The sequence below is a fragment of the Streptomyces changanensis genome, assembly GCF_024600715.1.
Lineage (GTDB): Bacteria > Actinomycetota > Actinomycetes > Streptomycetales > Streptomycetaceae > Streptomyces > Streptomyces changanensis.
Genome location: NZ_CP102332.1, coordinates 6,425,288 through 6,451,427, shown reverse-complemented (window position 1 = coordinate 6,451,427; position 26,140 = coordinate 6,425,288). Strand labels below are relative to the sequence as shown.

Genomic DNA, 26,140 nt, shown 5'->3' with positions numbered 1-26,140 from the left:
GCGGCCGCGCGGGTCCTCCGGTACGTCCATCATCGCCCCGGCCGTGCCACCTCCGCACCCCGCGCGGGTCGCCGTTCCCGCGCCGTCCCCGTACCGCCCGGAAGAGGGTTCCGGCGCGCGGCGACGGCGTCGTCCGGGTGACGATGGGCTCCGGACGGCCACGAGGACGGCCGGGACGGCGTGAGCAAGGGCAGCGGGGGACAGCCGAGGACACCGAGGACACCGAGGACACCGAGGACACCGAGGAAAGGGGACACCGTGGGCAGCGACGCAGCGGCGGCACACGCGGGCGGCGGTACGGGCGGCGGGGCGGGGGGCGCGCCGGGCGGGGGCGCGCACGACGCGCCAGGCGCGGGGCCGGGTGGTGGGCGGGGCTCCGGGCGGTGGGCGTACATCGGTTCGTACACCTCGGGGGGTGGCCGCGGCATCACCGTCGCGGCCGTGGACCCCGCGGACGGGGCGCTGACCCCGGTCGCGGTGGTCGACACCGCGCCGAACCCGGCGTGGCTCGCCCTCGACCGGCGGGCCGGGGTGCTGTACGCGGTGAGCGAGACGGACCCGGGCGCGGTGACCGCCTTCCGGGCCGACGGGCCGCGGCTCACCCCGCTCGGCCCGCCGGTCGGGGTGGGCGGCGCCGCGCCGACCCACCTGGGGCTCACCGGCGGCAGACTGCTGACCGCGAACTACGCCTCCGGGAGTGTGAGCAGCCTGCCGCTCGCGTCCGACGGCGCCGTCGACGGGCCGCCCGTGGTCCTCGCGCACCACGGCTCCGGCCCGGACCCGGGCCGGCAGGAGGCGCCGCACGCCCATCAGGTCGTCGGGGTCCCGGGCGGCCGGTGGGTGCTCGGTGTGGACCTGGGCACGGACTCGGTGCGGGTCTGCGCGCCCGACCCGGACACCGGCGGGCTGCGGGTGCACGGGGAGACGGCGCTGCGGGCGGGTTCGGGGCCGCGGCACCTCGCCTTCCACCCGGACGGCGAGGTCGTCTACGTCCTGCACGAGCTGACACCGCAGCTGACGGTGTGCCGGTGGGACAGTGCGTCAGGAGTGCTGGAGCCACTCGCGGAAGTCGCCGTGGACACCGACCCGGCTCCGGAGGGCGGCCGGCTGCACCCGTCGGTCGTCAGCGTCGCGGCGGACGGGCGCTTCCTGTGGGTGGCGGTGCGCGGCAGCGACAGGCTGCTCACGCTCTCCCTGGAGGACGGGGCGGAGAAGCCCCGCGTCACGGGGAGCGTGGGCTGCGGCGGCGTCTGGCCGCGCGACGTGGTGCTCGACGCCCCGGGCCGCCGGCTGTACGTGGCCAACGAGTGGTCCGGCGACGTGACGTGGTTCGACGTGGACCCGCAGACCGGGACGCCACACCTGGCGGGCGCCCTGGAGGTGCCGGCCGCCGCCTGCGTCGTCCTCGACTGAGCGGCCCCCGCGCGGCGGGCACGGCAGGGGTGCCGGGACGCGTCGCCGTCCCGGCACCCCGCGCCGACGGTGTCCGTCAGCGCACGCGGCCGTAGTAGACCGCCTTGGACCAGATCCGCTCCTGCTTCACCACCGAACCGGCCTTCGGGGAGTGCCAGATCTTGTTGCTGCCGGCGTAGATGCCGACGTGGTAGACCCGCCCACCGGAGTGGAAGAACACCAGGTCGCCCTTCTGGCGGCCGGCGGCCGAGATGTGCCGGGTCTTGTTGTACTGCTGCTGCGCGGTGCGCGGCAGCGTCTTGCCGGCCTGCTTGTAGGCGTAGAGCGTGAGCCCGGAGCAGTCGAACCGCTTCGGGCCGACGGCGCCGTACTTGTACGGGGAGCCCTTCTTCGAGGCCGCCACGTTGAGCGCCTTGACGGCGGGCGCGGGAGCCGCGGCCTCCGCTTGCGGGGCGACACCGGGGGCCAGGAGCGAGCCGCAGACTGCGGCGATGGTGAGAGCCGAGACCGTACCGGTCCGGGACAGCACGGACGGGACATTCATCTGCGCGGTCATGCGCAACCCTTCGTCATCCGCCTGCGAAGGATGACCTGTCGGGTTCGGGCTGGCGAAGTTGCCCGGCCGCTGACGCGGCTTCACCCCAAGGGACGGCCGTGGTGCACACGTCCCGTACTGCTGGGTCCTCCACTCCTGCCGATTCACATACCGTCGACTCAGTCATCCGGGCAGCGGCAGGACTCGGCGTCCGCCCGGACCGCCCCGCCACGGCGGCGAGGGCTTGTCGTCGTCACGGATCTTGACCCATGTCGAGCCGAAAGTTCGAACAGATTCGGCTTTTTGTGAGACTCCTCACCGCGCACACCTTCCTGACATTCCGGGTGTTTCCGGGCGGGGCGAGGTGGCCTGAAACCCCCTGTGAACAGGGAGATTCGCGGCGGAATCACCCCTTCCGATTGCGGCCGTCCGCGCGGCGTCGCCGCAGCCTGCGATCTGGGTCTCGATGCACGGGTGAATACCGGTCACCCACGTGCGCCCCCGACCTCGTTCGATTCCAGCCGGTCCGTCGCTCCCCGGCACGGGACGCGGCCCGGGGCCGGTCGCATCGGAACGCCCCGCATCGGAACGCCCCGTACCGGAACGCCCGGCGCGTGCGCCTCCGTACGCTTCCGTGCCCCGGGAGCGGATCCCTCCCGCCTCCGATCGGGTTCAGCGTGAGGGCTGTACTCCGGGCATGAGAGCGATCCAGGTGTTCTCGCTCTCCTTCAGGACGTAGATCGGATCCGTCCTGCGCTGCCAGTCCAGGGGCACGACGTAGTAGCGGCCCGCGCGTTCGAGGAGGAGGCGCAGTCCCGTGTAGCGGTGGCGGTGCGGGAGGTCGGCGCCGAGGTGCTGGTAGGTGACCGCCGGTGAGGCGATGGCCAGCCGCTGGGTGCTCAGGACGACGACGGCGGGCCACCGGCGCACGGTGCGCGCACGGTCCCGGGCGTCCCGCTCACCGAGGTGCCCGGCCACGAGCGTGAGGGTCCAGAACAGCAGGAGCAGCGCGGCGAAGACCGGTACGGCCCTGCCCCACAGGCCCTCCGGGCGTCCGCCCCGCACGGTCGGGCTCTGCCCCAGCAGGAGGCCCACGGCGAGGGTGAGCGGCGCGACCCAGCCGTAGGGCTGGATCCGCTGCCACAGGACCAGCAGCACCAGACCGGCGACCGCGAACACCAGGTGGAGGCGCGCCAGCCACGCGAGGACCGTCGCGGCGGCCCTGACCGGCGGCCGCTCGCGAGCTCCGGCCCGCGCGAACAACAGGACCACCACCAGGACCGCGCCGACGGTCAGGACCTCCAGGCGGAGCAGGTGCAGGCTCTGCAGCGCCAGGTGGGAGAAGGCGAAGTCGAGGGACGCGGGCCCCAGGTGGAAGTACCCGTAGAAGCGTCCCGTGTAGATCGCGCCGAGGTAGAACATGAGGGCCGCGACGAGCGACGCCTGCGCCACGAGGGCCTTGACGAGCGCGGTGCCCGACGTGTCGCCGCCGCCCGCCCGGCCCTTGGCGAGGGGTTGCTCCGCCGGGGCCCCGCTCACGGGGCGTCGGGCGGGACTTCGACGCCGGGGCTCTCGGGACCGGGGGTCTTGGGCCCGGGGGTCTTCGGATCGGGGCTGACGATCGTCTGGGTGGGCGCGACCCCGGGGTCCGTCGTCGTCGCGCCCCGGTCAGTGGGCGGTTGCGGCACCTGGGGCACCTGGTAGTGGCCCGTCCGGCTCGCGTACGGCGACGACGGCGTACCCGGCGGCGTGGCGGTCGGCGACTCGGGCAGGAGGCTGCTCGACGGCGACGCCGGCGGGTCCCCCGGCTCGGCGGACGAACCGCAGGCGGCCGCTCCCCCGACACACACCAGAACCAGCACACCGGCACGGGCCGCGCGCCCGATCACCCTGTCGACCATGTGACCTCCCGAGTCGCCGGTGAGCGTAGCCCCGTCGGGCCCCCGCTCCCGCGCGCCCGGCGGCCGGGGCCCGGGCGCGCCCACCCGATCGGCCGTACACCCGGTACGGCGCCCCTGCCGGGCGCCCACCCCCGAGGGGCGCGTGCCCCGGGCGTCCGGACCGGCGATGGCGGTCGGGGGAACGCCGGTCGGTCGAGGACTCGCGGCCGACTGCCGCCGGCCTGGCGGCGGACGATCCGCGCCCGCACGTCCGAGCCGTCGGCGGGCGGGGTGGAGATGGGCGGGGTCCCCGCTCACCAGCGTCGGGCGCTGATGGGCGGGGTCCCCGCTCACCAGCGTCGGGCGCGGCAGTGCGGAGTGGAGCGCCGGCGGGCGCGAGCACCCCCTCCGACAGTCGGCGGATCGCCTCCCGGTCCGCCCTCCGCTCCCCCGGCGGGTATGCCGCGACCGCGTCGTCCTCGAGCCGCGACGCGGCCACACCGGAAGCGTCGCGCGTCGGACCGGCTCGTGGAGCCGTGCGCACCGGGGGCGTCGATCCTGCGCTCGTCGGCGTCCCGGCGGCGGTGCCGGGACCTCGGGTCGCGGCTGCTGACCGGCGAGCGGCTCGTCGCCGTGGCCCCGCCCGGGCACCCCCTCGGCCGAGCGGCGGCCGCGTCACCCTGCGTGACGCGGCCGCCCATCCGTGCGCTTGCATGCCCCCGGGCACCGGCCCGCGCGCGGTGGTCGACGACGCCGACACGCCGACGCTCGTCCGGCGTAACGCCCCCCGTCCCGCCGTCCGGGCCCTGCTGGACCCCACCCGCAGGGCGTTCGCCCCGTGGCCGCCGGCCACGGCGGCGGGACCGCCCGGCCGGCCGACATGGAAATCATCGATCCGGGAATGCGTCACCGGGTGTGATCGTTGATCCCCGGATGTACCGACCGATGACGACGTAAGGATCGACCGCCCGTGAGCAAGGTCCCCTCCCTCATCCTGAACAACGGTGTCTCCATGCCGCAGCTCGGCTTCGGCGTCTGGCAGGTCCCGGACGACGAGGCGGCGAGCGCCGTGGGCACCGCCCTGGAAGCCGGTTACCGGAGCGTCGACACCGCCGCGGTCTACGAGAACGAGCGCGGCACCGGGCAGGCCATCGCCTCCTCGGGCATCCCCCGCGAGGAGCTGTTCGTCACCACCAAGCTGTGGAACAGCGAGCAGGGCCACGACTCCACGCTCCGCGCCTTCGACGCCTCCCTGGAGCGGCTGGGCCTCGACTACGTGGACCTGTACCTCGTCCACTGGCCCGTGCCGGCGCTGGACGCGTACGTCGACACGTACAAGGCGTTCGAGAAGATCCTCGCCGACGGGCGCGCCCGCGCCATCGGCGTGTCGAACTTCCTGCCCGAACACCTGGAGCGGCTGATCGACGCCACCTCCGTGGTCCCGGCCGTCAACCAGATCGAGCTGCACCCGCAGCTCGCGCAGGCCGATTCCCGCGCCTTCCACGCCCGCCACGAGATCGCCACCGAGGCCTGGTCGCCGCTCGGGCAGGGCAAGGGCCTGCTGGAGGTGCCGGCCGTCGCCGCCATCGCCCGCAAGCACGGCCGCAGCCCGGCGCAGGTCGTGCTGCGCTGGCACCTGCAGCTCGGCAACGTCGTCATCCCGAAGTCCGTGACGCCGTCGCGCATCCGGGAGAACATCGACGTCTTCGACTTCGAGCTGGACGCCGAGGACATGGCGGCGTTCGCCGCCCTCGACGAGGGCAAGCGGCTCGGCCCCGACCCGGCCGAGTTCGACGTCCGCTGACCGGTTGAATCGCATGCGCCAGGGCGGGTCGGGGCCGTCTCGCACCCCGACCCGCCCTCCGCACGGCGCAGGAAGGGCCCCATGGACATGGACCGAGACCCCGGAGTGGAGCGGACCTCGAAGGAGGTCGCCGCGCTCGCGCCGCAGTGGACCCCCGTCTCCGAGCGGGCCGCGGTCGGACTGTGGCGGCTGCCCCGGGCGGCGGAGGCCGTGGAACGGGCGCTGGCCTCCGAGGACCCGGCCCTGCGCGAGCGGGGCTGGGTGATGGTGCGCGCCCGCGTCGCGGAGGAGATCGACTCCGGGCGCGACTGGACGCGGGAAGCCGCCCTGTGGCTCGCCCGGGGCTCGGCGTCCTGGGAGGAGTCGGCGCGGGTGACGGGCGACCTCTCCTGGCGGGCCCGGGCGGCGGGCCGCAGCGCCCTCCTCTTCCTCAGCGACGCGCATGTGGCGTCGGTCGACCCCGGCGACGCGTACGGCCGCGCGCTGTGGCACTGCTTCCTCACCACGCTCCGGTACGACTTCCGGTGCGCCGCCATCGAGGAGTTCTTCGGCCGCGGCCCCCGCGAGCTGCCGGACCTCGACCCGTACAGCGACGCGATGCGCGTCTTCGCCCTGCTGGGCCGCTCGCGCACCGAGGGCCTGCCGCTGCTGGACTCCGTCGTGGCCCGGGCGGGCGACGACGACAAGGTGGTCCACGCCCTGCTGCACGGCCTGTGGCTCGGGGAGGACCTGCCCGACCAGGCGGACCGCATGCTACGGCTGTTGGAGGCCCCGGCCTTCGCCGGGGGGCTCGGGCCCGAGGCGCTGTTCCGCAAGGCGGGGGCGCTGCGCCGGCTGCGCCGGTACGGCCCCGCCCTGCAGGCCGTCCAGGAGGCGATCGACGGCCTCGACCCGAGCGAGGTGGTCGTCCACGCCGACTGCGTGCGCGAGCGCTCCCTGATCCTGGCGGACCGGGACCTGTACGAGGCCGCCGGCGCCGGCGACCGCACCCCGGCCCGCTGACCGCGGGACGGCGTTCCGCCGACGAGGCGGCGACACGGGCGGGGGCGGTCCGGCCGTCATGCCGGGCCGCCCCCGCCCTCACGCGTCTCTTCCGCCCTCATGCGTCCTGCCGGCTCTCACGCGTCCTGCCGGCCCTCACGGCTCGCGGCGCATAGGCCCCCACGGGCGCCGCTGCGCCGCGACCTCCTCCTGGGCTTCCTCGATGACCGCGAGGTCGATCCAGCACACCGGCTCCACGTCCCGCACCAGCGGTTCGTTGTCCGGGCCCCGCCCCACCTCCCTGCCCCGCAGCGCCCAGGGGCGCACGTCGCCGTTGCGCTCCTGACGGAGGTGGCAGTAGTCGTAGAGGCGGCGCGCCACCCAGAGGCGGACGGCGCGGTCGCCCCACCACGCCTCGACCGCCAGGGGGTTCGCCGACAGGCCGGGCATGGTGATCCCGGTCAGGTGGTCGACGCTGCGGCTGCTCCTCATGTCCTCCGCGGGGCCTCGCGACCAGCGGACGTAGAGCGAGCCGTGCCGCTCCAGAAGCCCGGCCAGCTCCGTCAGGCTGCTCAGGTTCGGCAGCTCGGTCAGGCCGTCGGGCGCCGCCGTCACCGGCGACGGCGTTGCGGTCTCCTCCATATGGCTCACGCTCCTCGTGGTACGGGACGAACGCCGCGTACCCCGGCGGACCGGGGTCGATTCCCCCGCTGAGCTGGGTTGCTGCACTCCGTGCCGGGCCCCGGAGCGCCGGGCGCGGCCACCCGGGCGGGCGTGCCCGGGCCGGCCCCGGCCCCCGGCTCCTGGCCACCCGACCCCCGATGTCCGACTCCCGACTCCCGACGTCCGACGTCCGGCCCCAACTCCCGAATCCCGGCCGCACGACGTCCGACTCCCGCCTCCCGCCCGTCCGACGTCCGACGTCCGACGGGTCGACTCGGGCTTCCGGATCCCGGCGGGTCAGCGCTCGGGGCGGCGCGGCTTCGCGAACCGTGGGTGCCGGTCGAGCCGGCCCTACCGGGCGCGCGGCGCCGGGTCGACGGCGGTCCGCCCGTCGCCGACGGGCGTGGGCCTGGAGGCGAAGGGGTGGCCCTCCCCTTGGTGACGGGACGTGTCCCGGACCGCGAGAAGTCGACCGGGCCGGGGGGTGGCGTGTCGGGGTTCGCCCATTCGGCCGCGCCGTCCGCCGTCGGCGATGCGGGGGGTACCGGGCAGCGGTTAGCGTCGAAGGGCCCGCCGGTGGTGCGGCGGGCGGAACCCCAACCTGTTGTCGGAGCTTGGAGCTGCTTGTGGACAGGTCAGCGCTGGCGGAGGCCACGGCCCGCAAGGCGGCGGAACGCGGCGGCCGGGTGTCGGTCGACGAAGTGGGGCGGGTCCTGGAGGCCCTGTTCGGCACGGTCGCCGACGCGGGGACCCTCGCCGAGGCGCTCCGGCGCGACCGGACGGTCAGCCTCATGGGCTTCGGCAGCTTCCACCTCCAGGACGGCACGGCGGTACTGCGACCGGGCCAGGCCCTCAACGAGTACCTCAACGGCAGCCTGGACTGACACGCCCGCCGGGTGGCGCGTCGGAACGCGTCCGCCCGCCTCCGCCGCTGCGCGTGCCCGGCTCGGCGGCCGGGTGCGAGGCGGCCCGGGGCTCGGCGGCCCACGTGGTCCCGGCGGCGCGGACGGGTCACTCAGGCGGCGTCTGGAGCGGCGTCACCTGCAGGGCCTTCGCCACGCCGTGGAGGTTGGCCGCCATCGCGCGGCCGGTCTTGTGGGCCCAGTCGTGGCCCCGCTCGTCGTCCAGGTAGTCGGGTCCGGCCCCCGGACCGAGGTGCCAGTACGTCCACGCCTGCCCGGGGATCGTGTAGCCGATGTCGCCCAGCGCTCCGGCGATCTCGCTGACGACGTGGTGGGCGCCGTCCTCGTTCCCCGTGACGACGACGCCCGCCACGCGGTTGTAGGCGACGGGCCGCCCCTGGTCGTCCGTCTCCGACAGCATCGCGTCCATGCGTTCGAGGACCCGTTGGGCGAGGGACGACGGGCGGCCCAGCCAGGTCGGTGACGCCATGACGAGGATCTCCGAGCGGAGCAGCTGCTCGTGGACGGCCGGCCACGCGTCGCCGGGCCCGGCATCGGTGGTGACGCCTGGTTTGATGTCCAGGTCGACGGCCCGGACGAACTCCGTCCGCACCCCGTACGCCTCCAGCTGCTGCGCCACCACCCGGGCCAGCGCCTCGGTGTTGGAGGGTTCCGGCGAGGTCTTCAGCGTGCAGTTGATCACCAGTGCTCTCATTCCAGGGCCTTACCCCGCACGACGGGGAACGCCTCCTGCGGCGGCGCCGACCAGGTGACGCCGCACCCTCGCGGGACGGGGAGATCGCCGGAAGTCACCCGTCCGGTGGGCACCGGCGGATACGTTGCCCGGCATGGGAGACCCACAGAACCCTCAGACCTCTGCCACCTCACACCGCATACGGATCAAGCGCGTCTCGACGGCCGTCGCGGGGGCGGCGGCCCTCGTGGCCCTCAGCGTCGGCGCCGCCCTCGCGGCCGGCTCGGCCGAGGGACCCGCCCCCGCGGCCACCTCGACGTACACCACCCAGCCACCGAACGAGGAGCCCACGGAGGGCACCGGGAGCGGCGAAGGGACCGCCACCGGGACGGACGGGGGCGGCTCGGTCGGGGTGACCGAAGGAAGCGGATCGACGGACGGCGGATCGACGGACGGCGGATCCTCAGGCGGCTCCTCGGAGGGCGGTACCTCGGAGGGCGGTTCCTCGGAGGGCGGCTCGACGGACGGGTCGGGCGGCGGCGAGTGGCCGAACCCGACCGAGACCCCGATCGGCACCCCGCCGCCCACCAGCGGCCCCGGCCCGCACCCGTCCACCCCGCCGAACCTGGCGGAGATCGACCGGCGCCTCACCGAACTGAACCGGAAGGTGGACCAGTTGCCGACCAAGAAGGAGCTCGCGGACGCCCTGCGTGCCTTCGCGGACCAGCTGGACCAGCCTTCCTGACACCCCTTCACCCGGCCGTCGTCCGCCCGCCCGCCCCATGCCGTGCCGTGCGCGTATGTCGGGCGGGCGGGGTTCTGCCACGATGGGGGCATGGACGACGAGGTGATCCCGGTCCTGCGGGTGGCCGACGCCGACGCGGCGGTGCGCTGGTACGAGCGTCTGGGCTTCACCAGGCAGTGGGAGCACCGCTTCGAGCCGGGGTTCCCCGCCTTCGTCGAGGTCGCCCGCGGGCGGGTGCGGCTGTTCCTGTCGGAACACGCCGGGGACGCCCGCCCGGACACGCTCGTCTACCTGCGCCGGGACGATGTCGACGCCGTCGCGGCCGACTTCGGGCTGCCGGTCGGGGAGCTGCCGTGGGCGCGCGAGGTGGAACTGCGCGACCCTGACGGCAACCGCCTCCGCATCGGCACGCCCACGGACTGACGCTCGACCGCCCCGGCACCGCGCGCGACGGTACCGGGGCGCCGGCAGTCAGCGGCGCTTCTCCCGGGCGGCCTTCTCGGCCGTCCGTCCTTCGCGTGCGCCTGGTAGTGGCCGACGTCCAGGAAGTGCCGGATGTCGTCCGGGGTCCCGGCGAGCGCCTTCCGGGCGGCCGCCTTCGCGGTGATCCCGCCGGCCTGGGCGATCCGGGCGACCCGCGGCCGGTCGTCCTGGAACCGGGCCGTGTGCTGGCCCCGCGCCGTCGACACCTATCTGACGGCGTCACCCGCCGTCTTGACGCATCCCTGACGACGACCGCGCGCGCCCCGCGGTCCTCGGCGGCCAGGGGGCCGGAGCGGTGCGGCACGGGTGCCGTGCGGTGCGGAAGCGGCGCCGGCGGTGGTCAGTCGGCGGCGGGTGCGGGAACGGTGGCCGTCGCGGCCAGCCGGGCGAGGGCGGCGGCATCCGGGCCGCCTTCCTCGGCGCTGAACACGTGCATGACGAGGCCCGTCTCGCCGGGCGCCGCCGGGACGTGCAGCGTCTCGTAGTCCAGGGTCAGCATGCCGACCTCCGGGTGGCGCAGCCGCTTGCGTCCCGCGCCGCACATGACCACCTCTCCCCTCGCCCACAGCCGCCGGAAGTCGGCGCTCGACGCGGAGAGGTCGGCAGTGAGCGCGGCCAGCTCCGCGTCGTCCGGATAGCGCCCGGTGGAGACCCGCAGCTGCCCGACGGCCTCCAGAGCCCTGGCCTCCCAGTCGGGGAAGACCTCGCGGGAGGCGGGGTCCAGGAACAGGTACCGGGCGTTGTTGCGGTCACGGCGGCCCGGCTCGGCGAGCCCGCCCATCAGCGCGCCACCCAGGTCGTTCCACGCCACCACGTCGAGGCGGGGGTCGGTCACGAAGGCGGGCAGGCCGTGCAGCGCGTCGACGACCCGGCGCAGCAGGGCGCTGACCGGGGCGGTGGGGGCGGGCCCGCCGCGCCTGCCGGCGGCCAGGGTGGCGAGGTGCCGGCGTTCCGCGGCGTCGAGGCGCAGGGCCCGTGCGAGCGCGTCGAGCACCTCGGGCGACGGCTGGGTAGCGCGGCCCTGCTCCAAGCGGACGTAGTAGTCGACGCTGATGCCGGCGAGTTGTGCCAGCTCCTCGCGGCGCAGTCCGTGGACCCGCCGTCGCCGGCCGCCGGCGATCCCGACGTGCTCCGGCGCGACGCGGGCGCGCCGGGCACGCAGGAAGCCGCCGAGGGCCCGCCGGGGGTCGTCGGCAGCGCCGCCCGCCGCGGTGGCCGGGACGCCGCCGATGCCGGCACGGGGGCCGATGGCGTCCGTGGGGCCGATGGCGTCCGTGGGGCCGGTGACGTCCGTGGGATCGAGGTGGTCCACGCGCTCCATGTGCTCAAGTATGCGTGGCCCTGCCGGTACCAGGATCGCCGTTCCACCGGAGGAACAGGGCTCTGGCTGCCCGCGCGGGGCCGGGAGAACGTGTGCCCATGAACACGACCGATCCGCAGCAGCGCAAGAACGTCCTCGTCGTCACCGCCCACCCCGACCCCGGCTCCCTCACCGCCTCCCTGACCGGCTTCGCCGTCGAGCACCTGCGCGCCTCCGGGCACGAGGTGCGGGTGTCCGACCTGTACGCGATGAAGTGGAAGGCCGTGGTGGACGCCGACGACTTCCCCGACCACACGCCCGGGCGGCGGCTGGACGTGATGGGCGCGTCGGAACGGGCCACCCTGTCGGGCCGGTTGACGCCGGACGTCGTCGCCGAGCAGGAGAAGGTGCTCTGGTCGGACGCGGTGGTCCTGCAGTTCCCGCTGTGGTGGTTCTCGATGCCCGCCGTCCTGAAGGGCTGGTTCGACCGGGTCTTCTCGGCCGGGTTCGCCTACGGCCCCGCCGTACCGCCGCCCTACGGTGACGGCGCGGCGCTCGCCGGGCGGCGCGCGCTGGTGTCCGTGACGGCGGGGGCGCGGGAGGGCGCGTTCTCCGACCGGGGCATCCACGGGGCGCTGCCGCACGTCCTCCACCCGGTCCAGCACGGGCTGTTCTGGTTCACCGGCATGGCGCCGCTGGAGCCGTTCGCGGTCTACGGGGCGAACGAGCTGCCCGAGGAGGACTTCGCCCGGGCGCGCCAGGCGTACGCGGCGCGGCTCGACGGACTGTTCACGGAGGAGCCGGTCGCGTTCCGGTCGCTCTCCGGTGGGGAGTACGACCGCGGCATGCGGCTCCTGCCCGGCACCGAGACGCCGGGGACCACCGGCCTCGACCTGCACGTCCGCGGGGTGCGGGGCTGAGCGGGGCGGCGCCGGGCCCGGCGCCCGGACGACCGGCGGTACGCCCTCGGCCGATCAGCCGACCGGGAACGTGACCCCCGGGTCGGCGTGGGCGACGGGTCCGCCGAACCGGGTCGCGGCGCGCTCCACCGCCTGGCGGGGGGTGAGCGAGCGCCCCACGTGGGTGACGACGAGCCGCCGCGCCCCGGCCGCCGCGGCGGTGTCCCCCGCGTCCTCCGGCGTGTGGTGCACCTTCTCGGTGCCGGCGGGCGGCTCGGGTCCGTCGGCCTCGCAGAGCAACACGTCGCACCCGGCGGCCAGGCCGGTGAGGGCGGGGCAGGGCGCGGTGTCCCCGGAGTACACCAGCGACCGGCCCACCGCCTCCACGCGCAGCGCGAAGGCGGGGATCCCGTGGGCCACCGCCCTGCTGGTCAGCGTGAGCGCGCCGACGCGGACGCGGTGCCCGTCCCGCAACTCCTCGACGGCGAAGGCCGATTCGACGGGGCTGCGGGTGTCGGTGTGGGTGAGGAAGTGCGCGAGCCTGTCGGCCGTTCCGGGCGGGCCGTACAGCGGGATGGGGGCGGTGAGGCGGACGTCGGCGTAGAGGGCGCCGTAGTACGCGGTGAGCAGGTCAGCCGTGTGGTCGGCGTGCAGGTGGGAGATCCAGATCGCGTCCAGCTCGTCCAGGCGCAGGTGGCGCTGGAGCCGGGCGAGGGTGCCGGTGCCCGCGTCGACCCACACCCGGGCGCCGCCGCCGCGCACCAGGTAGCCCGAGCAGGCGTTGTCCACGGCCGGGTAGGGCGTCGCCGAGCCCAGCACCGTGAACCGCAACGGGTCGCCCGTCACCGCCGGGCTCCTCGGCGCGCCGCCCGGGGGGCGTCGGACGTGCGGGGTACGGGGGTCGGGCCGGGACGCACGGGGTGGCTCCTCCGGTGGTGCGGTGGTCCAAGATCGTGTGGTGAGGGTAGCTCCCGGGCCGTTGGGCGGGAAGCCGCGCGGGAAAGCCGTCCCACCGGGGGCAACCCTCCGGGGGTGCCGTCGGTCGTCCATGGTGCACGCGCGCCCCGGTGGCCGGGGCGCGCCAGGGGAGGAAGACCTACACATGCGCAAGTCCTTCAGACGCCTCGCCGGTTCCCTGGCGGGGATCGTCGCGGGCGGTCTGCTCGCGACCGCCGCCCTGCCCGCCGGAACGGCGCGGGCGGCGACCGGGGCGGACCGGTGTCCGACCGGGTACTTCTGCGGGTTCACGGGCACGTCGGGCGACGGCACCATGTTCAAGACGAAGACGAACATGCCGACGCTCGGCACCTGGGACGACCGGATCCGCTCCTACACCAACCGCGGTACGACGTTCGCCTGCCTCTACACGGAGCCGAACTACTCGGTGGTCGGCGACGACGCCTACTACTGGTCCGAGGCGCCGGGCGGCCCGGGCACGTACGCCTGGAGCACCGGGTTCGACCGGGAGATCAGTTCCGTCAAGTTCGTCAGGACGGAGCGGGAGTGCTCGCAGAACGCCTACCCGCAGTGGTACTCCGAGCCGGCGCCCGTGCCGGCCGGGTTCTCCGACCTCGACGGCAACGGCCGGTCCGACCTCCTCGTCCGGGACGCGGTCGGCCGCCTGTGGTTCCTGCCCGGTGACGGCTCCGGCCGGCTGGTCGGCTCCGGCTGGAACGCCCTGACGGCCCTCACCCGGCACGGCGACTTGTCCGGCGACGGCCGGGAGGACCTGCTCGCCCGGGACAAGGGCGGTGTCCTGTGGCTCTATCCGGGCCGCGGCAACGGCACGTTCGGGGCGCGCGCGTCCGTCGGGTCCGGTTGGAACGCCATGGCGGAGCTGCGGGCGGCGGGGGACCTGTCCGGCGACGGCCGCGCCGATCTGCTGGCCCGGGACAGGAACGGTGTCCTGTGGCTCTACCCCGGCCGCGGCAACGGCACCTTCGCGGCGCGCAAGAGCAACGGGTCCGGCTGGCACGCGATGAACCGCCTGGTGGGCACGGGCGACCTGACCCGGGACGGGCGCGCCGACCTGCTCGCCCGCGACACCGGCGGCCGCATGTGGCTCTACCCCGGGCGCGGCACCGGCACCTTCGCGGCCCGCACGCTGCTGGGCGGCGGTTGGGGCGCGATGCGCGACCTCGTCGGTGTCGGCTCGTACGACGGCGACGCCACGAACGACCTGGTGACCGTCACCGACGAGTCCTACCGGGGCGGCCACCCCGGCTGGCTGCTCGGTTACCGCGGAACCGGCGCCGGAACGTTCCAGCGCGCCGCGGAGCTGAACGGCGAGTGGTGGAGCCTCAACGGCGCCTACTGACGGCCCCCTGAGGGTCTCCTACCGGCACGCTTCCGCCCGGCGTCCGGTGCCCGGCGTCGGGTGCCCGGTACCCGGCGTCGGCGCTCGGCGTCGGGCGTCAGCGCTCGGCGCCGGGCCCCCCGCTCCCGTGCCCGACCGGGCCCGGGAGCGGGGCGGGGCGCGAATCCCGGGGCGCGGGCCGGGCCGCTCGCACGCCCCGCCGGACCCGGCCGGGTCGGGTCGGCGCGGAGCGGGTGAGCGGGTGAGCGAGACCGGTCGGTCCTAGGATCGTGCAGGGAGGCGGGGGCGTACGTGCCCCCGCACGTCACCGCCCGCCGCACCCGTACGACCGGAAGGCCACCGTCATGACCGACACCGTCACCGTGGGCGTCCTGGGTACCGGGATCATGGGTGCGGCGATGGCCCGCAACCTCGCCCGTGCCGGGCACGGCGTCCGCGTGTGGAACCGCACCCGGTCCAAGGCCGAGCCGCTGGCCGCCGACGGAGCGTACGTCGCCGACACGCCCGCCGAGGCCGTACGGGGGGCCGACGTGGTGCTCACCGTGCTCCACGACGGCGACGCCGTGGTGGAGGTGATGCGGCAGGCGGGGCCCGCGCTGCGGCGGGGGGCCGCCTGGGTCCAGTCGACGACCGCCGGCCTGGAGGCGGTCGGCGAGTTGGCGGAACTGGCGCACGCCCACGGTCTGGTGTTCTTCGACGCCCCGGTGCTCGGCACCCGTGAACCCGCGGAGGCGGGGCAGCTCGTCGTCCTCGCCGCCGGGCCCGTCGGGGCGCGCGGGGCGGTCACGCCCGTGTTCGACGCCGTCGGGACCCGCACGGTGTGGACCGGGGAGGACGCCGCGGAGGGCAGCGCCACCCGGCTCAAGCTCGTCACCAACAGCTGGGTGCTGGCCGTCACGCACGCGACGGGCGAGGTCCTCGCGCTCGCGCAGTCCCTCGGGGTGGACCCGCAGAGCTTCTTCGACACCGTCGCGGGCGGCCCGCTCGACATGGGTTACCTGCGGGCGAAGGCCGCTCTGGTGCTGGAGGACCGGCTGACGCCGCCGAGCTTCGCCGTGGCGACGGCCGCCAAGGACGCCGACCTCATCGTCCGGGCGGCCCGTCGCGGCGGCGTGCGCCTCGACCTGGCGGAGGCGGGCGCCGAACGGTTCCGCCGCGCGGCCGCGCAGGGCCACGCCGGCGAGGACATGGCGGCGTCCTACCACGCCAGCTTCGACGAGCCCCGCACGTCCTGACGGGCCGCTCCGCCGCCTCGCGGTCCCGCAGGCCGCCGGAATTCCCGGAAAGCCACCGCGATGACGTCCCCGGGGATACGCGAGGGAGCGTGTCGGCGGCCTTCGCCGTCGCCATCCGGTCATTCGCCGGTCGTTCGCCGACGTCTTTCCGACCATTCCGGCAGCGGTCCGTGCACGGACGTGTGGGAACGCGCCCGGGGGTTTCCCGGGCGCGTACACACACGTCGCCGCGCTCTCAGCAGGTGCCGCCCTTGTACCAGGCGTACCTGATCACGGAGGTGCTCCCCAGGTAGGTGCGGTTCGGCCCGACGCACTTGTCGAAACCGGAGGCGCCGTGCCTCTCGACGCGGATCCAGATCCAGCTGCCGTCACTCGTGCAGTGGTTGTAGTAGGCCCGGCCCGAGGCGGCGTCCGGGTCCCAGCCGCAGGCCAGGGCGCCGGAGGGGCGGCGCCGGCCACCGGGGCGGTGGCCAGGGCGCCGCCCACCGTGGCCGCGCCGAGCAGGCACGCCGCGGTGAGGGTGCGGAGGGTGGAGGAGATCCGTCGCATGTGTGTCCTCTTCTTCCTCGTCGTTTCCACGCGGGCACCGCACACGCATGACGTCCATTCGCCATCGCGCATTTCCGGTGCCGCTGGGTCCCTACGATGGCGCCGCCGCCACGGGGACGGCCATGGGGAGAAGTACGTATGGACAACCGGGGGAAGCATGACGGTTCTGCGGACGTGTGACTGGGAGAGGGTGCTCGACCTGGCGGTGGGGGTCCTGGAGGCCCGGACGCCTGACCACCTCTGGCGTTCGGTGGCGCGGGAGTTGCTGGTGGCGCTCGACGCGGGTGCGGTGGTGCTGTGGGACGGGCGGGAACCGGCGGGCGGGGCCGGGGTGGTCGTCCGGCGGCCGGCCGCGCCGGGGGGCACTCCGGGCGGGGTGTTCCGCGCGCCCCACGTGCTCGACGTCCCCCTGCCGGGCGCCGGCGGGCGTGCGTTCCTCGTCTACCGCGAGGGGCGTCCCTTCACGTCCCGCGACCGGCTGTACTGCGCGCGGGTGCGGCCGCTGCTGGCCGCGGCCGCCGGACGCTGCGCACCACCGGCGCACGCCGGGGCGACCGCCGCCCCGCCCGGCCGGACGACCGCCGCCACCCCACCCGGTCCGGCAGGCGGTACGGGACGCGCCCCGCTGACGGGTCGGGAGGTGACGGTGTTGCGGATGTTGTCGGAGGGACTGCCCGCGACGGCGATGGCGCGGCGGCTCGGCATCTCCGTGCGGACGGTCCACAAGCACCTGGGGAACCTGTACCGGAAGCTCGGCGCGGCCGACCGACTGGGCGCGGTGCTGCGGGCGCAGGAGGCGGGCCTCCTGACGCCCGCGCGGGCCGGGTGACGGTCCCCCGCCGGGCCGACCGGCCGGCCCCCCACCGGCGTCCACACGGACCCGGGTGCGGAGCCGCGGTCACACCCTGGTGGCCGGCCGGTAGGTGCAGACGTGGACGCCGGCGTCGCTGGTGGTGGTCGAGACGAGCTCCAGCGGGTGCTTGACGCCGTCGGTGGGGAAGATGGTCTTCCCGCCGCCGAGGACCACGGGCATGACCATCAGTCGGAGTTCGTCGACGAGACTCTCGTTCATGAGCGTCCGGACGAGCGTGGGGCTGCCCATGACGAGCAGGTCGCCGCCGGCGGCGCCGCGCAGGGCGCGGATGCGGGCGACGGCCTCGTCGCCCGGGATGCGCGTGGTGTTCTCCCACGAGAGGTCGTCGTCGGCCAGCGTGCGGGAGACGACGTACTTGGGGAGGGCGTTCATCCGGTCGGCGAACGGGTCGCCGGCCCGCTCGGGCCACGCGCCGGCCATGGCCCACCAGGTGCGGCGCCCGAAGAGCAGCGCGTCGGCCTTGGCGAGCGCCTCGTCGAAGGCGCCGCCCACCACGTCCGGGTCGAAGTACGCCTGCGTCCAACCACCGTGGGCGAAGCCGCCGTCGGTGTCCTCCTCCGGTCCGCCGGGCCCCTGCACGACGCCGTCCAGACTGATGAACTCGCTGATCACGATGCGCACGAGCCGCACTCCTTCTCTTCCGCCACGGGTGTACGACAGGGAAGACCGCCGCTCCCCGCGGGACTCATCGCCCCCACCCCACCACACCGTGTGAACTGCGGCACACCCGCCCCGGCCGGTGGCCGGACGTGGGTGCGCCGGATGCGCAGGTGCCGTGGACCGGATGCGGCACGGCCGGATGCCGGTGTGCGGGGTAAGGATGTGCGGCCGGGTCCGGATGTGCCGGGACGGGGTGGGCCGGGTCAGGATGAGCCGGGTCAGGGCGGGCCGGCGGGTACGACGGGCGCTGGGAGGGCCCGGCCGGTCACGGCGCCTGCCGGGCGGCCCGCCACTCGGGGGCGAGCACCGACCAGACCTCCTCGTCGTGCCGCGCCCCGCGGTATGGGTGGCTCTCGCGCAGTACGGCCTCGCGCGTCATGCCGAGCCGCCGGGCGACGGCGATGCTGGGCCCGTTGCCGGACGACACAACCCACTCGACGCGGTGGATGCCGCGTTCCTCGACGGCCCAGTCGACGAGCACGCGGACGGCGCGGGTCACCAGTCCCCTGCCGACCGCCGACGGCTCCAGCCAGCATCCCGCCTCGGCGCTGCCCTGCCGGACGTCGAACCGGCGGAAGATGACGGCGCCGACCAGTCGGCCGTCCGCCCATATCCCGCAGATGCGGCCGGTGTCGGCGGCCGTCTTCTCCGCGTACGCCTGGAGGAAGGCCCGGCTCGACGCGAGGTCGGTGACCACGTCCGGCAGTCCGTTGTGCCGCCCGATGAAATCCCGGCCCCGGTCCATGTGGGCCAGGAACTCCCCGGCCTGCCACGGTTCGAGCGGGCGCAGCTCGGCGCCGTCGTCACCCAGGGGTATCGCGAACATCATCGTCCTCCACGCAGTAGCCGGCCCACGGCGGAACGGATCCTCTCACGCGGGCCGGCGGCGGGGTGCCGGGATCAGTCCTCGACGGCGTCGAGGACGTTCCCGAGGTCGACGAACTTGAAGCCGGTGGCGTCGCGGTCGTTCTCGGCCGGGGTGTCGTCGCCGTCCTGGACGACGAGCAGGCCGCGGGGGTACTTGCGACCCAGCGGGGCGTTCAGCACGGCGGCGCCGTCGCACTCCTCGGAGCCGTCGACGGTCCGGGAGGCCGTGACGCGGAACCCGCCCTCGTACTCGTTGTCGTCGGACACCTCGCGGTCGTAGAGGACGAAGGTGTCGTCACCCTGGCTGGAGGTGAGCACGTAGCCGTCACCGTCCGGCTCGGTGAGCAGGGTCAGGCCCTCCACGTCGGCCGAGAGGTGCTCGCCTCCGTGGCCGGGATCGGCACCGGCGGGCCGGCACTCGTCGCTCTCCTCGTCGTACGCCGCGGGGACGCCGTACTCGCGGACCCGGTCCACCAGGACGGGCTGCCCCGTCAGGTCGGCGCGCAGGCGCCAGACGCCGACGTCCTCCTGGCCGGCGTACAGCGTGCCGTCGGCCGGGTCGACGACCATGCCCTCCACCTGCGGCAGTTCGCCGGGTTCGCCGCACGGGCGCCAGGTGGTGCCGTCGGGGAGGCGGAACGCGGAGGGCAGGTCGAGGGTGCGGACCTTGGTGTAGCCGACGGTGCCGCCGGGGCGGGCGACGAGCTCCAGCAGCGCCACGGTGGTGCGGTTGTTGCGGCTGGCGAGCGCGTACGAACGGCCGGTCACGGGGTCGGTCCAGGTGGCCAGGCCGTAGGCGGTGTCCTGGTCGTTGATCTCGTCCTGGGAGGTGGAGAAGATCGGGGCGGCGCCGGGGTCGGTGACGTCGGTGAGGGGGCCGGCCGGGTCGTCGCGGTCGATGCGGTAGACGCGCAGGCGGTCGTGGCCGCGGTCGCTGACGACGGCGAGGTCGGACCGGCGTCCGGCGAGGGAGGTGCCGAGGACCAGGTCCACGTTGTTGTACCGGCCGGGGGCGTCGTCGGGGGCGGTCGGCGGGGGCGCGGGGAGGGACTGGACCTGGCGGGCGTCGAGGTCGTAGACGCGCAGTCCGCCCTCCTTGGCCGTGGCGATGACCAGACTGCGGTCGGGTGCGGCCGCGTTGCGCCAGATCGCGGGGTCGTCGGCGTCGGCGTTGCCGCCCGGCTCGTCGTCGTACAGGGTGGCCGTCTCGGCCCTGGGCGTGACGCCGGGCAGGCCGGACGCGGCGGTGCTCGCGCCGGCGGGCACGGCCGTGGCGGCCACGGCCGTGCAGAGCAGCACGGTGGCCGTGAGGGCGGATCGGCGGAGGGACACGGGAATCTCCTCGTCGGGTGCGCGGGTGAACGTCCGCATGATCGTGGGACGGTGCCGAGGCGGCCGGGTGACGCGGCCCGGAACGCGGCCGGTCCGGGCCGCGAACAGGGTGTGACGGATCTGTTCGGCCGGCCGGACGGCGTACCCGGCACGCGGTCACGGTTCCGCCGCGCGGTCATGGCCACGGCACGCGGTCACGGCCACGGCACGCGGAACCCGCCTTCTCCCACCGGCGGGCCGGCGGAGGAAGGCGGGTTCGCGGCGGTGGCGTACGCCGGGGTCAGTCCCGTGCGGCGGCGGTGCGCGGGGCGAGCCCGGCCGCCGCGACGACGGCGCCGAGGACGCACAGCACGCCGGTGACGACGGCAGCGACGTGCAGCCCGCTCATGAACGCCTGGCCGCTGCCCTCCACGACCGCGGCCCGCAGCGCGGCCGGCATGTCGCCCGAGACGGGCGCGACGCCCATGGCGACGGCGTCCTTCGCCTCCGTCAGCCGCTCGGCGAGAGCCGGCGGTACGCCCGCCCCGGTGAGTTCCCGGCCGAGGACGGAGCCGACCCGGCCGCTGATGAGGGAGACCAGGACGGACGTGCCGAGCGCGCCGCCGATCTGCAGGGCGGTCGCCTGGAGACCGCCGGCGACGCCGCTGTCCTCGACGGGCGCCTGTCCGACGATCGCGTCGGAGGAGGCGGCCAGGACCATGCCGACGCCGAGGCCGAGGGCGACGAACGGCGGCCACATGGTGGCGTACGAGGAGGAGGTGTCCCAGGTGAGCATGGCGAAGGCCGCGGCGGCCTGGAGGAGCATGCCCAGCGGCATGGTCAGCCGGGGCCCGAAGCGTCCGGTCAGCGCGGCCCCCAGCGGGGAGGCCACGAGGGAGGCGAGGCTGAGCGGGAGCGTGCGCACACCGGCCTCGACGGGGGAGAAGCCGCGCACGTTCTGCAGGTAGAGCATCACGAAGAAGATCGCGCCCAGCAGGACGAAGAAGTTGAGCGCCGTGACGACCGTGCCCACGGTGAGGGAGCGGTTGCGGAAGAGCCGCATCGGCAGCAGCGGGTGCGCGATCCGCGTCTCGTACCAGCCGAACAGCACGAGGAGCAGCACGCCGGCGGCGAGGGCGCCGAGGGTCCCGCCCGAGGTCCAGCCCCAGGTCTCTCCCTTGACGACGCCGAACACCGCCGACAGCAGGCCCAGGGCGAGCAGGACGACGCCGGGGACGTCGAAGCGCCGAGCGCCGGCCGGGCTCTTGCTCTGCGGCAGGACGGCCGCGCCGACGAGCAGGGCGAGGAGGCCGATGGGGGCGTTGATGAAGAAGACGGACTCCCACGAGACGTGCTCGACGAGCAGCCCGCCGACGATGGGGCCGAGCGCCGTGGACACCGCGGAGACCATGGCCCAGATGCCGACGGCCATGCCGAACCGCCGGGGCGGGAAGACCGCCCGCAGCAGGCCGAGCGTGTTCGGCATGAGCAGCCCGCCGAAGAAGCCCTGTACCGCGCGGAAGAGGACGACGCCCTCGATCGACCCGGCCAGGCCGATCGCGACGGAGGCGAGCGTGAAGCCAGCGATGCCGACCATGTAGTACGTGCGCCGTCCGAAGCGGTCGCCGAGCTTGCCGCCGAGGATGAGGCTCGCCGCCAGGGCGAGCAGGTAGGCGTTGGTGACCCACTGGAGGTCGGCGGTGGAGGCGTCGAGGGCGCGGCCGATCTCCGGGTTGGCGATGGCGACGATGGCTCCGTCGAGCTGGACCATGAACAGGCCGAAGGCGACGGCGAGGAGGGTCAGCCAGGGGTTGGCGCGGCACCCCGCGGCGCCCTTGGCCCGTGGCGGGGCGGGGGCGGGCGTGGCGGGGGTGGCTACCGGTGTGGCGGGCATGGGGGTGTGACGTCCTGTCGAACTGGTGGGTGGGGTGGGGAGGTGACGCGCGCCGCGCCCGGGTCCGGGCAGGCCCCGCCACGCCTCCGCACCGCGGTACGTCGGCGTGGCGCCGCGTGGCGCCCTACCGCGGTGCGCGCCGGCACGCGGGTGCGGGCGGGCGCGGTGGCGGTACGGGTGGGCGGCGCGGGTGGCCGGGTGCGCGGCGGGTGCGCGGCGCGGGTGGCCGGTGTCGCCCGGCGCGGGGCCCGGCGGAGGGCCGGGGGCCTGGTGCGGCGGAGTGCCCCTCGGGGCCGGGATCGCCGTGGACCGGGTTCGGGGACCGGTTCCACGGCGGGCGGGTCCGCCGAGAGCGGGAGCGCGGGGCGGGCCCGGGCGCTCCGGGGCGCTATCGGGCCGCGGGGTGGAGGTGGCGCGCCAGCGACGTGAGGGCGCCGACGGCCGAACCGAGGGCGTCCATCTCACCGTCGGTCAGGAGGTGGAGCGCCCCGGCCAGATGGGCGCCGCGGAGCCGCCGGACCTCCGTCAGCTCCCGACGGGCCCGGGGAGTGGGGTACAGGTGCGCCACGCGCTTGTCGGCCGTGTCGCGCCGGCGCTCCAGCAGACCCGCGTCGGTCAGCTGGGAGACCAGGGCGCTGACGTTGTTCGGCCTCATGAGCAGGGCGTCCGCCGCCTCGCGCACGGTCGCGCCCTCGTGGCGGGCGACGTACCGCAGCAGCGCGAGCTGCCCCTCGGGCGGCTTGGGGTGCTCGAAGTCCTGGGCGACCCGGCGCTCCAGGGCGCGCTCCAGCGCAGGCAGGCACTCCGCCAGGGCGGCGGCCAGCCGTTCGGTGTCCTGCAGGGACGCGCGGGAGTGGGGCACCCCAGGAGAATAGGTCTGGAAGGATAGGTATGTCAACGTACCCACCTTGCGCACCGCCCCGGGCGAAGCGGCCGGACGACGGGACCCCACCCGCGCAGCCGTGCGGCCCTGCGGCCGTCGCGGCGTGGCCCCTGGACAGCGGAAAGGACCGCGTGGCACGCGGTCCCCTCGGCTTCGGTCACGGGCCGTCGCGGCCCGTCCGGTCGTTCGTCAGTCGCCGGGCCTGATCCGGCCGCGCCAGGACCCGGACTCGCCGCCCCGCGTCTCGATGTACTCCTTGAAGCGGCGCATGTCGCCCTTCACGCGGCGGTCGATCGTGCCGGTCAGGTCGGCCGCCTTCTCCACCATGCCGGTCGGCTCGACGTCCATGACGAGCTCGACGCGCGTGTGCGTGTCGTCCACCCGCTGGAAGCTGACCACGCCCTTCTGCTGCGTGTCGCCGCTCACCGTCCGCCAGGCGATGCGCTCGTCGGGGAGCTGGTCGATGATCTCCGTGTCGAACTCCCGCCGGACACCGCCGATCTTCGTGGTCCAGTGGTTGTGCTTGTCGTCGACCTGCCGGACCTCCTCGACGCCCTCCATGAAGTTCGGGAACTCCTCGAACTGCGTCCACTGGTTGTAGGCGGTGCGGACGGGCACCTCGACCTCGACGGTCTCCTTCACCTTGCTCATCAGTCGCTCCTCGTTCTCTCGTGACGGTGGCGCGGCGGTTCGGCCGCCGAGCTCGGCACGAAGGCCCGGGTACCCGCTGACGCCCGGACATGCACGCTCTCCCCGGATTTCCCCGTTCCCGTCCCGAGGGGACGCCTCGCGGACGCCCCCGGAACCCGGTCGCGGAGGTGCCGGATGAGGGTGCCGGACACGTGGTGGATAACCTGACCGACCGAACCCACCGCCCGTATCACCACGCGCCCCGGCACGCCCCGCCCCGCACACCCTCTCGCGCCCCGCACCCCCGTTCGCACCCCGGAAGACCGCCAGGAGAGCCGCCGTGACCGACGAGGAGTTCGCCGTGTTCTACGCGCAGGCCGTCCGGCGGCTCACCGGGCAGCTGTACGTGATGACCGGCGACTTCCACGAGGCGCAGGACGTCGTCCAGGAGGCGTTCGCCCGCGCCTGGGCGCAGCGGCACCGCATCGACGCCGACCGGGGGCCGGAGGCCTGGGTGCGGACGGTGGCCTGGCGGCTGGCCGTGAGCCGGTGGCGCCGGATCGTGCGCGGGCAGCGCGCGTGGCGACGCCGGGGCGACGCCACGGCCGGCGGCGAGCCCGACCCCGCGACGGTCGACCTCGCCGCCGCCCTGCGGCGCATGCCGGCCCGGCAGCGCCAGTGCGCCGCCCTGTACTACGTGTGCGACCTCACCGTCGAGCAGACAGCCGTCGAGACCGGCCTGTCGGCGGGAACCGTCAAGACCCACCTCTCCCGGGCGCGGGCCAAGCTCGCCCTGTACCTGAACGACCACGCCCCCGCCGTGGAGGACCGCGATGCCTGAGCACCACGACCGGCTGGCGGCCGAGCTGCGCCACGCCGCCCTGTCAGCGGCCGAACGGTCCCGTCCGGCCGACCTGCGGGACGTACGGGAGCGCGGCCTGGCCCTGCGGCGGCGGCGGGCCGTGACCGCCGGAGCGGGGGTGGCGTGCGGCGCCGCGGCGGTACTGCTCGCGGTGTGGGTCGGCCGCCCGGCCACCGAGCCGCCCGCGGCGCCGCGGCCCGTCCCCGCGCCGACCGCCTCCGCCACCCCGTCGCCCACGGCCGCCCCCTCCCCCTCCCCCTCCTCCACCCCGACGCGGCTGACCGCGTCCCCGGACACGAGCACCCCGCCCGGCCCGCCGCCGACGGCGACGGCGGTGACATCGACGCCCCCCGCGTCGACGTCCCGGGAGTGACCTGCGTCTCACCTGTCAACCGGGCCTGCGGCCCCGGGCGTATCCCCGGCATCGACCACCCCACCCCCCCTCGGGTCCGTACGGGACCCGCCGAAGGAGCCGATGCCGGTGCCGACCCCCACCCAGCGGTCCGCAGTCCTGTCCCGCCCCGCCCTCCCCACCGTCCCCGCGCAGGCGGGGACGCGTCCGCCGGCCGCGGTCCCGCCCGTCCCGCCCTGCCCGCCGGCACGGCGGAGACCCCCGGCCGGCCGGGGAGCCGTCCGGGCGGCGGTCGCGGTCGGCCTCGTGTACGCGGGCAGCCTGGCACTGCACCTGTGGCTGCTGGCCCTGTTGATCCCACCGGGGGGCGGCGGGGTCCGCGACCGGCTGCTCGCGTGGGACGCCCGGCACTTCGCGGACATAGCCGCACACGGCTACCCGGACGGGTTCAGCCACACCCCCGAGGGTGAACTCACGGGCAACGACCTGGCGTTCTTCCCGCTGTACCCCCTGCTCACCCGCGCCGTGGCGTCGCTCGCGGGCGTCGACACGGGAACGGCGGCGCTCGGCACCGCCCACCTCGCCGTGCTGGCCATGCTGGGTGCCGTACACGCCCTGCTGATCCGGCTGCACGGCGAGCGCACGGCGCTCGCCGGGATCGTGCTGCTCGCCGGCGCCCAGCCCATGGCGCTGACATTCTTCATGGGGTACAGCGAGGCGCTGTTCACGGCGCTGGCGGCGGGTGCCCTGCTGGCGGCGCACCGGCGTGCCTGGCTCACGGCGGGGTCCCTGACCCTGCTGTGCGGCCTGACCCGGCCGGTCGCCGCGGCCGTCGCCCTCGCGGTGGCGGTCGCGGCCGCACAGCACATGCTGCGGGCGCGCCGACCGGCCGCCCGTCCCGTCGCCGCGGTCGTGCTGGCCTGCGCCGGGGCCCCCGCCTACCTCGCCTGGGTCGGCGACCGGCTCGGGCGCATGGACGCGTGGTTCCTGATACAGGAGGCCGGCTGGGGCACGCGGTGGGACAACGGGGCGGCCTTCCTGCGCTTCCTGCGCGAGGTGCTGCCGCGAGAGGACGGCTGGGTGCCGGTGAGCACCGCCCTGCTCGTCCTGGCCCTGCTGGGGCTCACCGCGGCGGCGTGGCGGCGGGGCGCCTGGCCGCCGCTGCTGGTGTACGGCACGGCGGTCGTCGTGGTGACCCTCGGCCAGTCCAACTACTTCCACTGCAAGCTGCGGTTGCTCGTCCCGGCCCTCGTCTTCCTGCTGCCTCCCGCCCGCGCCCTGGCGGCGGCCCGGCCGCGCACGGCGGTGGCCGTCCTGGCGGGGGCGGTGCTCTTCGGCTCCTGGTACGGGGCGCACATGCTCACCGTGTGGCCGTACGCCATATGACGCGGCGCGCGGCGGCGCGCT

At 75.4% G+C, this 26,140-nt stretch carries 27 protein-coding genes, 1 pseudogene and 1 riboswitch; of the genes and pseudogenes, 13 read left to right on the top strand and 15 right to left on the bottom strand.

Going from position 1 to position 26,140, the window contains the following annotated elements; all coding sequences use genetic code 11:
- Positions 1 to 393 precede the first annotated feature (393 nt).
- Positions 394 to 1,413 (top strand): lactonase family protein, encoded by a 1,020-nt coding sequence (locus tag NRO40_RS28300; protein WP_058943775.1) that lies wholly within the window; start codon positions 394 to 396, stop codon positions 1,411 to 1,413.
- 76 nt (positions 1,414 to 1,489) lie between these two features.
- Here NRO40_RS28300 and NRO40_RS28295 read toward each other — a convergent pair whose 3' ends face one another.
- The 3 genes from NRO40_RS28295 to NRO40_RS28285 all read right to left on the bottom strand — a co-directional run bounded on the left by NRO40_RS28295 (position 1,490) and on the right by NRO40_RS28285 (position 3,849).
- Positions 1,490 to 1,969: a C40 family peptidase gene (locus tag NRO40_RS28295; protein ID WP_058943742.1), complete on the bottom strand. Its 480-nt coding sequence runs from the start codon at positions 1,967 to 1,969 to the stop codon at positions 1,490 to 1,492.
- Between the two features lie 3 nt (positions 1,970 to 1,972).
- A riboswitch (cyclic di-AMP (ydaO/yuaA leader) is annotated at positions 1,973 to 2,135 on the bottom strand.
- Between the two features lie 485 nt (positions 2,136 to 2,620).
- Complete coding sequence (locus tag NRO40_RS28290) at positions 2,621 to 3,487, bottom strand: hypothetical protein (RefSeq protein WP_058943743.1); 867 nt, start codon at positions 3,485 to 3,487, stop codon at positions 2,621 to 2,623.
- Positions 3,484 to 3,849, bottom strand: coding sequence for a hypothetical protein (locus NRO40_RS28285; RefSeq protein ID WP_058943744.1), 366 nt, complete (start codon positions 3,847 to 3,849; stop codon positions 3,484 to 3,486). Before NRO40_RS28285 ends, NRO40_RS28290 begins: the two co-directional genes overlap by 4 nt.
- A 949-nt stretch (positions 3,850 to 4,798) precedes the next feature.
- On the opposite strand from NRO40_RS28285, the gene NRO40_RS28280 reads away from it, so the two are divergent.
- Together NRO40_RS28280 and NRO40_RS28275 are read left to right on the top strand one after the other, a co-directional pair.
- The gene (locus NRO40_RS28280) at positions 4,799 to 5,632 is read left to right on the top strand and encodes an aldo/keto reductase (RefSeq protein ID WP_058943745.1); all 834 of its coding nucleotides are present in this window, start codon (positions 4,799 to 4,801) and stop codon (positions 5,630 to 5,632) included.
- A gap of 81 nt (positions 5,633 to 5,713) precedes the next feature.
- Positions 5,714 to 6,634 carry a hypothetical protein gene (locus NRO40_RS28275; RefSeq protein ID WP_058943746.1) on the top strand — a complete coding sequence of 307 codons (921 nt, stop codon included), beginning with the start codon at positions 5,714 to 5,716 and terminating at the stop codon, positions 6,632 to 6,634.
- 135 nt (positions 6,635 to 6,769) lie between these two features.
- On the opposite strand, the gene NRO40_RS28270 is transcribed toward NRO40_RS28275, so the two are convergent.
- The gene (locus NRO40_RS28270; RefSeq protein ID WP_058943747.1) at positions 6,770 to 7,255 is read right to left on the bottom strand and encodes a DUF6098 family protein; all 486 of its coding nucleotides are present in this window, start codon (positions 7,253 to 7,255) and stop codon (positions 6,770 to 6,772) included.
- Between the two features lie 647 nt (positions 7,256 to 7,902).
- Between NRO40_RS28270 and NRO40_RS28265 the strand changes: the two genes are divergently transcribed.
- A complete protein-coding gene (locus NRO40_RS28265; protein WP_058943748.1) occupies positions 7,903 to 8,160 on the top strand; it encodes an HU family DNA-binding protein in 258 nt (85 codons plus the stop codon).
- A gap of 127 nt (positions 8,161 to 8,287) precedes the next feature.
- Here the strand turns inward: NRO40_RS28265 and NRO40_RS28260 are convergent, their stop codons facing one another.
- Positions 8,288 to 8,893: a flavodoxin family protein gene (locus tag NRO40_RS28260; protein WP_058943749.1), complete on the bottom strand. Its 606-nt coding sequence runs from the start codon at positions 8,891 to 8,893 to the stop codon at positions 8,288 to 8,290.
- 133 nt (positions 8,894 to 9,026) lie between these two features.
- Between NRO40_RS28260 and NRO40_RS28255 the strand changes: the two genes are divergently transcribed.
- Both NRO40_RS28255 and NRO40_RS28250 read left to right on the top strand, forming a co-directional pair.
- Entirely contained in the window at positions 9,027 to 9,617 is a 591-nt protein-coding gene (locus NRO40_RS28255) for a hypothetical protein (protein ID WP_058943750.1), read from the top strand.
- A 90-nt stretch (positions 9,618 to 9,707) separates the two neighbouring features.
- Positions 9,708 to 10,040, top strand: coding sequence for a glyoxalase superfamily protein (locus NRO40_RS28250; RefSeq protein WP_058943751.1), 333 nt, complete (start codon positions 9,708 to 9,710; stop codon positions 10,038 to 10,040).
- A gap of 155 nt (positions 10,041 to 10,195) precedes the next feature.
- Here the strand turns inward: NRO40_RS28250 and NRO40_RS30880 are convergent.
- Positions 10,196 to 10,306 (bottom strand): annotated as a pseudogene (locus NRO40_RS30880) (hypothetical protein); the annotation flags it as partial.
- A gap of 134 nt (positions 10,307 to 10,440) precedes the next feature.
- Positions 10,441 to 11,421 (bottom strand): helix-turn-helix transcriptional regulator, encoded by a 981-nt coding sequence (locus NRO40_RS28240; protein ID WP_079047304.1) that lies wholly within the window; start codon positions 11,419 to 11,421, stop codon positions 10,441 to 10,443.
- 98 nt (positions 11,422 to 11,519) lie between these two features.
- On the opposite strand from NRO40_RS28240, the gene NRO40_RS28235 reads away from it, so the two are divergent.
- Entirely contained in the window at positions 11,520 to 12,320 is an 801-nt protein-coding gene (locus tag NRO40_RS28235) for an NAD(P)H-dependent oxidoreductase (protein WP_058943752.1), read from the top strand.
- Positions 12,321 to 12,374: 54 nt separating this feature from the next.
- On the opposite strand, the gene NRO40_RS28230 is transcribed toward NRO40_RS28235, so the two are convergent.
- Positions 12,375 to 13,145 (bottom strand): MBL fold metallo-hydrolase, encoded by a 771-nt coding sequence (locus tag NRO40_RS28230; protein ID WP_058943753.1) that lies wholly within the window; start codon positions 13,143 to 13,145, stop codon positions 12,375 to 12,377.
- A gap of 256 nt (positions 13,146 to 13,401) precedes the next feature.
- On the opposite strand from NRO40_RS28230, the gene NRO40_RS28225 reads away from it, so the two are divergent.
- A complete protein-coding gene (locus NRO40_RS28225) occupies positions 13,402 to 14,616 on the top strand; it encodes an FG-GAP-like repeat-containing protein (protein ID WP_058943754.1) in 1,215 nt (404 codons plus the stop codon).
- A 344-nt stretch (positions 14,617 to 14,960) separates the two neighbouring features.
- Positions 14,961 to 15,851 carry an NAD(P)-dependent oxidoreductase gene (locus NRO40_RS28220; RefSeq protein ID WP_058943755.1) on the top strand — a complete coding sequence of 297 codons (891 nt, stop codon included), beginning with the start codon at positions 14,961 to 14,963 and terminating at the stop codon, positions 15,849 to 15,851.
- A 235-nt stretch (positions 15,852 to 16,086) separates the two neighbouring features.
- On the opposite strand, the gene NRO40_RS28215 is transcribed toward NRO40_RS28220, so the two are convergent.
- Positions 16,087 to 16,359 (bottom strand): DUF6355 family natural product biosynthesis protein, encoded by a 273-nt coding sequence (locus NRO40_RS28215; RefSeq protein WP_257375540.1) that lies wholly within the window; start codon positions 16,357 to 16,359, stop codon positions 16,087 to 16,089.
- Between the two features lie 198 nt (positions 16,360 to 16,557).
- On the opposite strand from NRO40_RS28215, the gene NRO40_RS28210 reads away from it, so the two are divergent.
- Positions 16,558 to 17,229, top strand: a complete 672-nt coding sequence (locus NRO40_RS28210; RefSeq protein WP_269803098.1) for a helix-turn-helix transcriptional regulator — start codon at positions 16,558 to 16,560, stop codon at positions 17,227 to 17,229.
- A gap of 69 nt (positions 17,230 to 17,298) precedes the next feature.
- Here NRO40_RS28210 and NRO40_RS28205 read toward each other — a convergent pair whose 3' ends face one another.
- The 6 genes from NRO40_RS28205 to NRO40_RS28180 form a co-directional block, all read right to left on the bottom strand.
- Positions 17,299 to 17,895 carry a dihydrofolate reductase family protein gene (locus tag NRO40_RS28205; RefSeq protein ID WP_058943777.1) on the bottom strand — a complete coding sequence of 199 codons (597 nt, stop codon included), beginning with the start codon at positions 17,893 to 17,895 and terminating at the stop codon, positions 17,299 to 17,301.
- 304 nt (positions 17,896 to 18,199) lie between these two features.
- A complete protein-coding gene (locus NRO40_RS28200) occupies positions 18,200 to 18,760 on the bottom strand; it encodes a GNAT family N-acetyltransferase (protein ID WP_058943758.1) in 561 nt (186 codons plus the stop codon).
- 74 nt (positions 18,761 to 18,834) lie between these two features.
- Entirely contained in the window at positions 18,835 to 20,133 is a 1,299-nt protein-coding gene (locus NRO40_RS28195) for a phytase (protein ID WP_232791178.1), read from the bottom strand.
- A 280-nt stretch (positions 20,134 to 20,413) separates the two neighbouring features.
- Positions 20,414 to 22,006, bottom strand: a complete 1,593-nt coding sequence (locus NRO40_RS28190) for an MFS transporter (protein WP_058943760.1) — start codon at positions 22,004 to 22,006, stop codon at positions 20,414 to 20,416.
- Between the two features lie 388 nt (positions 22,007 to 22,394).
- Entirely contained in the window at positions 22,395 to 22,868 is a 474-nt protein-coding gene (locus NRO40_RS28185; protein ID WP_058943761.1) for a MarR family winged helix-turn-helix transcriptional regulator, read from the bottom strand.
- A 210-nt stretch (positions 22,869 to 23,078) separates the two neighbouring features.
- Positions 23,079 to 23,540 carry an SRPBCC family protein gene (locus tag NRO40_RS28180; RefSeq protein ID WP_058943762.1) on the bottom strand — a complete coding sequence of 154 codons (462 nt, stop codon included), beginning with the start codon at positions 23,538 to 23,540 and terminating at the stop codon, positions 23,079 to 23,081.
- 319 nt (positions 23,541 to 23,859) lie between these two features.
- Between NRO40_RS28180 and NRO40_RS28175 the strand changes: the two genes are divergently transcribed.
- From NRO40_RS28175 to NRO40_RS28165, 3 genes are all read left to right on the top strand, one after another.
- A complete protein-coding gene (locus NRO40_RS28175) occupies positions 23,860 to 24,360 on the top strand; it encodes a SigE family RNA polymerase sigma factor (protein ID WP_058943763.1) in 501 nt (166 codons plus the stop codon).
- Positions 24,353 to 24,754, top strand: a complete 402-nt coding sequence (locus NRO40_RS28170) for a hypothetical protein (RefSeq protein ID WP_058943764.1) — start codon at positions 24,353 to 24,355, stop codon at positions 24,752 to 24,754. The genes NRO40_RS28175 and NRO40_RS28170 overlap by 8 nt, the downstream gene beginning before the upstream one ends.
- 102 nt (positions 24,755 to 24,856) lie before the next feature.
- On the top strand, positions 24,857 to 26,119 hold the full coding sequence (locus NRO40_RS28165; RefSeq protein WP_408057068.1) for a hypothetical protein: 1,263 nt from the start codon (positions 24,857 to 24,859) through the stop codon (positions 26,117 to 26,119).
- Positions 26,120 to 26,140 lie beyond the last annotated feature (21 nt).

Coding starts and splice junctions, on each gene's coding strand:
- NRO40_RS28235 (WP_058943752.1), top strand. CDS start 11,520: ATGAACACGACCGATCCGCAGCAGCGCAAGAACGTCCTCGTCGTCACC.
- NRO40_RS28220 (WP_058943755.1), top strand. CDS start 14,961: ATGACCGACACCGTCACCGTGGGCGTCCTGGGTACCGGGATCATGGGT.
- NRO40_RS28165 (WP_408057068.1), top strand. CDS start 24,857: ATGCCGGTGCCGACCCCCACCCAGCGGTCCGCAGTCCTGTCCCGCCCC.
- NRO40_RS28240 (WP_079047304.1), bottom strand. CDS start 11,421: ATGGAGCGCGTGGACCACCTCGATCCCACGGACGTCACCGGCCCCACG.
- NRO40_RS28190 (WP_058943760.1), bottom strand. CDS start 22,006: ATGCCCGCCACACCGGTAGCCACCCCCGCCACGCCCGCCCCCGCCCCG.
- NRO40_RS28210 (WP_269803098.1), top strand. CDS start 16,558: ATGACGGTTCTGCGGACGTGTGACTGGGAGAGGGTGCTCGACCTGGCG.
- NRO40_RS28270 (WP_058943747.1), bottom strand. CDS start 7,255: ATGGAGGAGACCGCAACGCCGTCGCCGGTGACGGCGGCGCCCGACGGC.
- NRO40_RS28170 (WP_058943764.1), top strand. CDS start 24,353: ATGCCTGAGCACCACGACCGGCTGGCGGCCGAGCTGCGCCACGCCGCC.
- NRO40_RS28255 (WP_058943750.1), top strand. CDS start 9,027: ATGGGAGACCCACAGAACCCTCAGACCTCTGCCACCTCACACCGCATA.
- NRO40_RS28285 (WP_058943744.1), bottom strand. CDS start 3,849: ATGGTCGACAGGGTGATCGGGCGCGCGGCCCGTGCCGGTGTGCTGGTT.
- NRO40_RS28200 (WP_058943758.1), bottom strand. CDS start 18,760: ATGTTCGCGATACCCCTGGGTGACGACGGCGCCGAGCTGCGCCCGCTC.
- NRO40_RS28295 (WP_058943742.1), bottom strand. CDS start 1,969: ATGACCGCGCAGATGAATGTCCCGTCCGTGCTGTCCCGGACCGGTACG.
- NRO40_RS28275 (WP_058943746.1), top strand. CDS start 5,714: ATGGACATGGACCGAGACCCCGGAGTGGAGCGGACCTCGAAGGAGGTC.
- NRO40_RS28250 (WP_058943751.1), top strand. CDS start 9,708: ATGGACGACGAGGTGATCCCGGTCCTGCGGGTGGCCGACGCCGACGCG.
- NRO40_RS28180 (WP_058943762.1), bottom strand. CDS start 23,540: ATGAGCAAGGTGAAGGAGACCGTCGAGGTCGAGGTGCCCGTCCGCACC.
- NRO40_RS28225 (WP_058943754.1), top strand. CDS start 13,402: ATGCGCAAGTCCTTCAGACGCCTCGCCGGTTCCCTGGCGGGGATCGTC.
- NRO40_RS28260 (WP_058943749.1), bottom strand. CDS start 8,893: ATGAGAGCACTGGTGATCAACTGCACGCTGAAGACCTCGCCGGAACCC.